Genomic DNA, 7,436 nt, shown 5'->3' on the forward strand with positions numbered 1-7,436 from the left:
TGAAGAGTTTAATCCGGCTTCCCCGAAGCCTTCGGCAGACCTGTCGCCGATTCCCCTGTCAGCTAAAGCAGACAGTCCCCTCGGTCGCTTATCTATGGAAATGCTTGCTCCTCCCCGTCGCTTGCCGCTTACGCCCGCTCATGTCCACGCCACAAAACGGGTGCGACGCGCTTTGGAAGCCGCTTTTGGCTGGGAGTGTGTTGGTTCTCAGGCCCCGATCCAAGTCAGCGAGGACAGCGACCCTGAGCCTGATGGCTTTGTGCTCAGCAAACCAACCGAGAGCTTTATCGAGACGCCGACAGCAAACGATTGCCTTCTCGTCGTTGAGGTCTCGGACGCGACACTCGGGTGGGACAAAACAGAGAAACTGAGGCTTTACGCCCAAGCAGAGGAGTATCTACATGTACGCACCTGGACCGAACTTGAGTCCGTCGCGCCGCTTGCACGCCCGGACACCCAGATTACCGTCAGGGAGCTACTCCCATGAGTGAGCCCCTACCCAATACCATTCGCCTCCAGAAGGCCATCGCGGATGCGGGCGTGGCATCGCGCCGCCGTGCTGAGGAGCTTATCAAAGGGGGGCGCGTCAAAGTGGACGATATCGTCGTCACGGAGATGGGCATCTTAGTCAATCCCGCAACACAAAAAATCGTGGTGGACGGGAAGCGGCTCAAGGACACGGAGAAACGAACCTACGTCGCGCTACACAAGCCGCCGGGCTATGTCTCCACGGTAAGTGATCCGCACGCGGAGAAGAAAGTCGTTGATCTTATTACGATTGCGGGTGTTAAGCTCAAGCCTGCCGGGCGTCTGGACGCGGACTCTGAGGGGCTGATCTTGCTCTCCGACGATGGAGATTTTATCTTTAAAGTCACGCACCCGAGCAATAGCCTGGGCAAGAAGTATCATGTCACGGTCGAGGGATCTCCGGATTCGGACGCTCTGAATCGCCTCGCACGCGGGCTCACGCTTCCGGGCGAGACACGCAAGACCGCAAAAGCCGAGGTCACCAAGCTCGGGCGCTCCAGCAAAGGGATCACGCAGCTAGAGATGGTGCTGCACGAGGGCCGTAAGCGCCAGATTCGTCGCATGCTCGATACGATTGGGCACCCGGTGGTGCGGTTGGTGCGTGTGCAAGTGGGTCCAGTGCTCCTAGGCACGCTCGTTCCAGGGCAGTGGCGTGAGCTGACGCGCTGGGAAGTCGAGGCGATCATGGCGTATAATGTGCCCGAAGTCAAAGGGGAGGGTTCCGCACAAAATGAAACTAGTCATCGCCGTAGTCCACGACCGGGATCGGGGAAAGATCAGCGAAAGTCTGCTGAGAAGCGGGTTCAAGTTTACAAAGATCGGCTCAACGGGGGGCTTCCTTCGGGAGGGGAACATAACGTTGTTGATTGGGGCCGACGACAAGGACGTGGAAAGGGTTCTCGCCCTAATCAATGAGGCCAGTAAAAGTCGTAAACAATATGTCAATGTCCTGCCGCCCGATGCGGGGCCGGTGGGCACGTTTATCCCCTCCCCCGTCGAAGTTGAGGTAGGGGGGGCCATTGCCTGGGTGGTAGATGTCGAGCGGTTCGAAAGATTTTAAGAGAGTTCCATGCCGCAAGTTGATCTGCCGCTGGAGCGGCTTTATGAGTATCCGGGGCGCACGCCGCGCCCCGCTGATTTTGATGCCTACTGGGACAGCGCCCTCGCCGAGCTGGCTGCCCACGATCCCCAAGTGGAGCTAATCCCCCACGGCCTCAAGACCCACAACGCCGCGTGTTTCGATCTCTGGTTCACGGGAATCGGCGGTGCACGTGTCTACGCCAAGTACCTACGGCCTAAGAACGCCCCGACGCCCCACCCCGCGATTGTGGAGTTCCACGGCTACTCTGGCCATTCAGGCGACTGGACAGGCAAGCTGGCCTATGTCAACCAGGGCTACTCCGTCGCGGCGCTGGACTGTCGGGGCCAAGGGGGTAAGTCCGAAGATGTGGGCGGCGTAAAAGGCAACACGCTCCGGGGGCATATTATCCGAGGGCTGGCCGACAGCCCCGAGAAACTTTATTATCGCAACGTGTACTTAGACACCGCGCTTTTGGCGAGAATTGTGATGGGCTTCGACGAAGTAGACGAAAGCCGTGTGGGAGCGCTCGGCGGCTCGCAGGGTGGCGGGCTGACTCTGGCATGCGCCTCGCTTACGCCCACTCTCAAGAAGGCAGCCCCGACCTTCCCGTTCCTGTGTGATTTTAAGCGTGTCTGGGAGATGGACCTTGCCAAGGGCGCGTACGAGGAGCTCGCACAGTTTTTCCGTCACTTCGACCCGCGCCATGAACAAGAAGACCTCTGGTGGGAGCGTCTGGGCTACATTGACAACCAGCATTTAGCGTCACGCATTCAGGCGGAGATACTCATGCCCGTCGGGCTGATGGACACGATCTGCCCGCCGAGCACCCAGTTTGCGGCCTACAACAAGATCACCAGCAAGAAGAACCTCGTGATCTACCCGGACTTCGGTCACGAGGGCCTTCCCGGTTGCAATGACATCGTCTTTGATTTTATGAGTGACCTTTAGGCGAAAATTGCCGTATAATACACGCAGATGTGAGAAACCCCGCCCGGCGAGGATTAGTCGCCGGGCGGGGCTTAAGGGTTACTTCATCAGTTTCAAAGCCAAGTAATACTTGGCAATGACACTGAAGATCACCCCAAGGATGAACATAGTTATCATATGTCCCTCCTTTCTAGCCGGGGCTACCGTTCGTTGCGGTGCCCTGGCTCTCACATTTTACCAGCAAATCAGCAAACATTTGCTCTACTTGCTCTATCTTTTATCTGCAAGATATACTATAAGTGCTGGCAAGGTTGCCCTGACTTGCTGGGAAAGTTCCCTATCAGGGAGGCAATGTGGAGATTTAAGATGGCACGTGACCCTATTCCTGCTGACGATGATAACTTACTGGTTGAGCTAGATCGATTTATTGCGGCTCTGTCCACTGCCCAAGCACAAGCGGCGAGCGGAATTACGGCAGCAGACCTGGCAACGCTGAAGCAGCAGCGCGACGCTCTGGCGAGCAAGAATACCACCAAACGTGAGCGAGAAGCCGCGTGGCGCGCCAGTGTGCAGGAGTCCAAGGATGCCCGCACAGAGGTAGTCGCGCTCTTTCGCAAGCAGCGCCGCGCCGCCAGCAATGCTCTGGGCATGACCAATGACCTGCGCGCCCGTGCCGGTCTCCCCCTCAGTTAGGAACAACTCCATGATTTCTGTTGGATTTCGAATACCGGGAGCGCTTGGGCGCATCCCTTTCGCAGAGCTAGCGGCATGGGCCGCCGAAAATGGCTTCGGCTCGATTGACTTGGGCTCGCCCGACCCGGAGCGCGTGGCGGCGCTGAAGGCAAATGGGCTGGGCTTGGGGACGTGTGATCTCGGCGGAACGCGCGAGCTACTCTCCCCCGACGAAGCGATCCAGAAAAAGGGTATCGAGGCGTGCAGCGGTGCGCTGGCAGCGATGGCCGCGCAGGGCTTTACCAAGGCGTTCTGCACGTTTAACCCGCCCGATAGTACCCAGAGCCGCCGTGTCAGCCTGGAAAACTGGAGCAAGAGCTTCCCCGAGGTCGCCAAAGTGGCGGCGCGGGTGGGGGTGCGGATGGCAGTTGAGGGCTGGCCGGGGCCGAACAATAACGCTCTGGGCGTGACGCCCGAGACGCTCCGTGCCATGTTCGCGCTCGTTCCGGGCGAGGAGTTCGGGATCAACTACGACCCGAGCCACTTAGTGCGCGTCGGGGTGGACTACCAGCGCTTTTTGCGTGAGTTCGGTGGCCGCACGATCCACGCCCATGGAAAAGACACACAGTTCGATGCCGACGGTGCCTATCTCTACGGAAACCTTGGCCCGAGTGTAGATCGGCCCGTGCACTGTGGCGGCGGCGACTGGCGCTACTGTATTCCCGGCGAGGGCTTCGTCAACTGGGCCTGGGTCTGCGGGGAGCTTCAGCGCCACGGCTTCGACGACACGATTGCCATTGAGCTAGAGGACTTCCGCTACAACGGCAGTGTAGACGGTGACAAGCTCGGTTTGATCCGCGCCAAGGCCAACCTCACGCCGTATCTGTAACCTATCCACCACACAATGGCGGATAGGCGGCGATTTTCTCGGCGAGGTGGGCGGCTAGTGCAACGTTTGCCTCGCCAAGTGCTGTGTGGATTTGCTGCGCTTCGATCCGATACGCAGCGATCTTCTCGGCGCTCCAGTGCGTGGGGGGCGTTTGAAGGTTCGTGATCCGATCTGCAAGCTTCACCCACGCTATCTGCGACGGCTGGGCAAGAATCCGCTGCAAACTGTCGGCCATACGCTGGTCTTTGGGGAGTGCCTCGTTTTTCGTGAGCGCCTGGACACCCGCGAGCACCGCGGGGCCAAAAGCACGCTCCAGTGCCTCGGGGCTCAGTGGTGTGTCTTCGAGAGTGTCGTGAAGGAGCGCACAAAGAACGGCGAGCGTGTTGTCCTCGGTGCCTCCCGCGACCGCCATCACCTCAGCCGCAACTTGCGTGACGTGGAGCAAGTACGGAAGCTTGGTGCCAGGGACATGCTGCCCCTCGTGGGCCTCTGCCGCAAGGCGCAGGGCACGTTGGATACAATGAGACAACCACATGGCCCCATTGTACAGGAAGCAGGTAAAATAGAGAACATGAAAGCACTACTGATTCTGGGAGCCGCACTTCTACTTGCCGCAGACCCGACTCCGCTCTTTGATGGCAAGACACTGACCGGCTGGACGACAGTGGCAGGAAAACCCGTCACGGCGGGCTGGGAAGTGAGTGAGAGAACGATCCATCGCGCGACCAAGGCCATGGATATTGTCACCGCGAAAGACTACGACAGCTTCGACCTGAGTTTTGAGTGGAAAGTCGCACCGGGAACCAACTCCGGCCTTAAGTACCACTTTGGCAAGTACGGGGGAAAAAATATCGGGATTGAGTACCAGCTTATTGACACTGGCAAGCCCGGTGATAACCTTGGCAAACACGGCGTCGGTGGCGTCTACGATCTCCTTGCTCCCGACCCCAAAGTGACTCCCAAGCCCGCGGGCGAGTGGAACGTGAGCCGAATAGTCGTGAACGAGAAAAAAATCACGCACTATCTCAATGGTAGGAAATCGGTGGAGGTCGTGATCGGTTCCCTGGAGTGGGTGGCAGCACTCAACAAGAGCAAGTTTAAAGACGCGGCGGACTTCGGCGCAAAGCCTGGCAAGATTCTTCTCCAGGAGCACGGCGGCGAGGTCTGGTTCCGTAACCTTAGCCTCACGGAGTTAAAATAAAAAAGCGGCTGGCATACTGCCAGCCGCTCTTTTATGTCCACCTTCAGTAGAGAGATCCTGTGCCGCTACACGAGCGGCACTGTTTAGAGCCCTCAGCCAAAGGCGCGGGTTTGGGCCATTTTGACTGGCTTGTCCGCGAGAATTGCGTCTAGTGCATCGGGGATGTAGTTCGGTGCGCTCCCATATTTATCGTACGAACCGAAGTAGCGCAGCTTACTGTCCTTATCAATCACCACAAAGGTCGGTGAGCAGTTCGCACCCACCAGTTTCAGAAACGACTGATCTTTCTTGTCGTCCAGAAGCGGAATGTTCAAGTTCTTGGCCTGAAGATCCGAGAGCATCATGTCATCGGTCTCGCCGGAGCTACTGTGGATTCCCACCACCTCGACTCCTTTGGCCTTGTAGTTCTTGATGATCTCGCCCATCTTGCCGTAGTACTTCCAGGTAGTGCCGCAGTTCTTCTGCATGAAGATGCCTACGACAACTTTTTTACCCTTGAAGCTGGCAAGATCCAGCGGTTTATTGGTGACGATATTCCTGAGAACGGGGGCCTTGACGACCTCTCCGATCTTAAGAGGGCCGCGCTTTGCGGAGGCGTTGAGCCCGAGCGCAAGCGCTCCGGTCAGCCCCACGGCGAGCCCTAATAGTGCACGTCGGTTCATGACGATTATTAACTCCCTGAAGTGGATACGTTGTGGCGCACCTATTGCGCCGCTCTAGTATACCGCTTGCACAAAACAAATAATCTGGTAGAATACGGGCGCGACACCAAAACAGGAGCAGATCTTATGATCAGGAGAGTTGGCTGAGTGGTCGAAAGCGACGGTTTGCTAAACCGTTGTAGGCTTAACCCCTACCCCGGGTTCGAATCCCGGACTCTCCGTACGAGGCTACTCCTGTATGGTGTCTTTGTCTTGTTAGGCTCCGTTGCCTCGCTTCCCACTGCGCTTGCCCAAGAGAGCGTCTCGCCCACTACGCAGTACCTGGCCCTCCGCCGCGCGTCACCGATTGTCTGGGGGCTGACATTAGAAAAGATCCGGGAGACACCGAGCACTTTCAAGGGTAAGGCCTTTGAGCTGGAAGGCACGATTGCGGGTCTCTCCCCTTCCAATGATGGAAGTGGCCTGATGATCTTCAAGACCCTCGCCTCGGGCACCCTCACTCTACGAATGTCTCAGCTCCCGGCCTGGCTCCAGCCCGGTGCGATTGTCCGAGTGCTCTGCATTGTCACCGAGGGAGGAGACGATAGTGGGCTGATTATCGGGTTGCCTGAGCTAGAAGTGATCGCGGTGGCCTCAGCGCTCGATATTAACTCCTTGGAAGCGCGCTGGAAGGCCGAGCAAGAGTATAAAACGGCACTCCGCAAGCAGCAGGAACAGGAACGACTCAAAGACCAGGAACGTCTGCGCGTGACCGCCGCCACTGCGCCTCGGGGGAATTTAAGTTCGCGGGCACTGCCGATTAAATCACTTGCTGGTAAAAAACAGATCGTCCTTGGCCCGCCCCGCTTCGAGGACCTCTCCGCCAGCGCTCGCGCGGTTTTCCCGGCCTACCGAGGCTACATCAAGAACCACAACAAGCGCCTCTCCGACACCCAGGCCGATAAGATCACCTACGCCATCCTGCGCTACTCGGAGGAGATGGACATGGACCCGCGCTTGATTGTTGCTACCGTGATCGCTGAGTCAGACTTCAAGATTCAAGACCGCTCCCACGCCGGGGCCATGGGACTGATCCAACTCATGCCCGATGAAGTGGAGCGTCTGAAGCTCACCAACCCTTTTGATGAGATCCAAAATCTGGCGGGTGGGATTTTTCTCCTCAAAGAACGCCTCAACAAGTACAGCAAGTCCTCTACCTACACCGATGCCACGCTGGAGCAGCTTATCTTAACTCTGGCTTCTTACAATGCCGGCGAAGGCGCTGTGAAAAAATACGGAGGTGTCCCCCCCTACCGTGAAACCCAGGGTTATGTTAAGAAGATCATGCGTATCTACAAAGAGCTAATCGGACAGTGACAACTCCCTACGGCTAAAGCGGAGGGCTTCTACAACGGTTAACCGGTGACGCTATGTTGTCCCATAGCGGCTTTGAGGATATTGAACGCGGCGTTGGTGTCCCTGTCAAGCGACAACCCG

9 protein-coding genes, 1 tRNA gene and 1 pseudogene are annotated in these 7,436 nt (G+C 57.6%); 9 read left to right on the forward strand and 2 right to left on the reverse strand.

Annotation, left to right across the window (positions count from 1 at the left end; genetic code table 11):
- From ACH2ED_RS06050 to ACH2ED_RS06075, 6 genes and pseudogenes are all read left to right on the forward strand, one after another.
- On the forward strand, positions 1-487 hold a 487-nt coding region (locus ACH2ED_RS06050), incomplete at its 5' end, for a Uma2 family endonuclease (RefSeq protein ID WP_395089319.1).
- A pseudogene (locus ACH2ED_RS06055) lies at positions 484-1,182 on the forward strand (pseudouridine synthase); the annotation flags it as partial. The gene ACH2ED_RS06050 and the pseudogene ACH2ED_RS06055, both read left to right, overlap by 4 nt.
- Positions 1,183-1,258: 76 nt before the next feature.
- On the forward strand, positions 1,259-1,588 hold the full coding sequence (locus ACH2ED_RS06060) for a cyclic-di-AMP receptor (protein WP_395089320.1): 330 nt from the start codon (positions 1,259-1,261) through the stop codon (positions 1,586-1,588).
- Between the two features lie 9 nt (positions 1,589-1,597).
- Positions 1,598-2,557 (forward strand): acetylxylan esterase, encoded by a 960-nt coding sequence (locus ACH2ED_RS06065; protein ID WP_395089321.1) that lies wholly within the window; start codon positions 1,598-1,600, stop codon positions 2,555-2,557.
- Between the two features lie 345 nt (positions 2,558-2,902).
- Positions 2,903-3,229 carry a hypothetical protein gene (locus ACH2ED_RS06070; protein WP_395089323.1) on the forward strand — a complete coding sequence of 109 codons (327 nt, stop codon included), beginning with the start codon at positions 2,903-2,905 and terminating at the stop codon, positions 3,227-3,229.
- A 10-nt stretch (positions 3,230-3,239) separates the two neighbouring features.
- Positions 3,240-4,097 (forward strand): sugar phosphate isomerase/epimerase family protein, encoded by an 858-nt coding sequence (locus ACH2ED_RS06075; protein ID WP_395089324.1) that lies wholly within the window; start codon positions 3,240-3,242, stop codon positions 4,095-4,097.
- Between the two features lies 1 nt (position 4,098).
- Here ACH2ED_RS06075 and ACH2ED_RS06080 read toward each other — a convergent pair whose 3' ends face one another.
- The gene (locus tag ACH2ED_RS06080; RefSeq protein WP_395089326.1) at positions 4,099-4,632 is read right to left on the reverse strand and encodes an HD domain-containing protein; all 534 of its coding nucleotides are present in this window, start codon (positions 4,630-4,632) and stop codon (positions 4,099-4,101) included.
- Between the two features lie 36 nt (positions 4,633-4,668).
- On the opposite strand from ACH2ED_RS06080, the gene ACH2ED_RS06085 reads away from it, so the two are divergent.
- Positions 4,669-5,298: a DUF1080 domain-containing protein gene (locus ACH2ED_RS06085; protein ID WP_395089327.1), complete on the forward strand. Its 630-nt coding sequence runs from the start codon at positions 4,669-4,671 to the stop codon at positions 5,296-5,298.
- A gap of 92 nt (positions 5,299-5,390) precedes the next feature.
- On the opposite strand, the gene ACH2ED_RS06090 is transcribed toward ACH2ED_RS06085, so the two are convergent.
- A complete protein-coding gene (locus ACH2ED_RS06090) occupies positions 5,391-5,960 on the reverse strand; it encodes a redoxin family protein (protein WP_395089328.1) in 570 nt (189 codons plus the stop codon).
- 133 nt (positions 5,961-6,093) lie between these two features.
- Here ACH2ED_RS06090 and ACH2ED_RS06095 point away from each other — a divergent pair.
- A tRNA-Ser gene (locus ACH2ED_RS06095) sits at positions 6,094-6,181 on the forward strand.
- A gap of 31 nt (positions 6,182-6,212) precedes the next feature.
- On the forward strand, positions 6,213-7,316 hold the full coding sequence (locus ACH2ED_RS06100; RefSeq protein WP_395089330.1) for a lytic transglycosylase domain-containing protein: 1,104 nt from the start codon (positions 6,213-6,215) through the stop codon (positions 7,314-7,316).
- Positions 7,317-7,436: the final 120 nt, after the last annotated feature.

It is taken from the genome of Armatimonas sp. (assembly GCF_043757465.1).
GTDB lineage: Bacteria > Armatimonadota > Armatimonadia > Armatimonadales > Armatimonadaceae > Armatimonas.

What these genes read in the sequence shown, in the direction of transcription:
- ACH2ED_RS06060 (WP_395089320.1), top strand. Translation starts at nt 1,259, where the DNA reads ATGAAACTAGTCATCGCCGTAGTCCACGACCGGGATCGGGGAAAGATC.
- ACH2ED_RS06090 (WP_395089328.1), bottom strand. Translation starts at nt 5,960, where the DNA reads ATGAACCGACGTGCACTATTAGGGCTCGCCGTGGGGCTGACCGGAGCG.
- ACH2ED_RS06070 (WP_395089323.1), top strand. Translation starts at nt 2,903, where the DNA reads ATGGCACGTGACCCTATTCCTGCTGACGATGATAACTTACTGGTTGAG.
- ACH2ED_RS06065 (WP_395089321.1), top strand. Translation starts at nt 1,598, where the DNA reads ATGCCGCAAGTTGATCTGCCGCTGGAGCGGCTTTATGAGTATCCGGGG.
- ACH2ED_RS06085 (WP_395089327.1), top strand. Translation starts at nt 4,669, where the DNA reads ATGAAAGCACTACTGATTCTGGGAGCCGCACTTCTACTTGCCGCAGAC.
- ACH2ED_RS06080 (WP_395089326.1), bottom strand. Translation starts at nt 4,632, where the DNA reads ATGTGGTTGTCTCATTGTATCCAACGTGCCCTGCGCCTTGCGGCAGAG.
- ACH2ED_RS06075 (WP_395089324.1), top strand. Translation starts at nt 3,240, where the DNA reads ATGATTTCTGTTGGATTTCGAATACCGGGAGCGCTTGGGCGCATCCCT.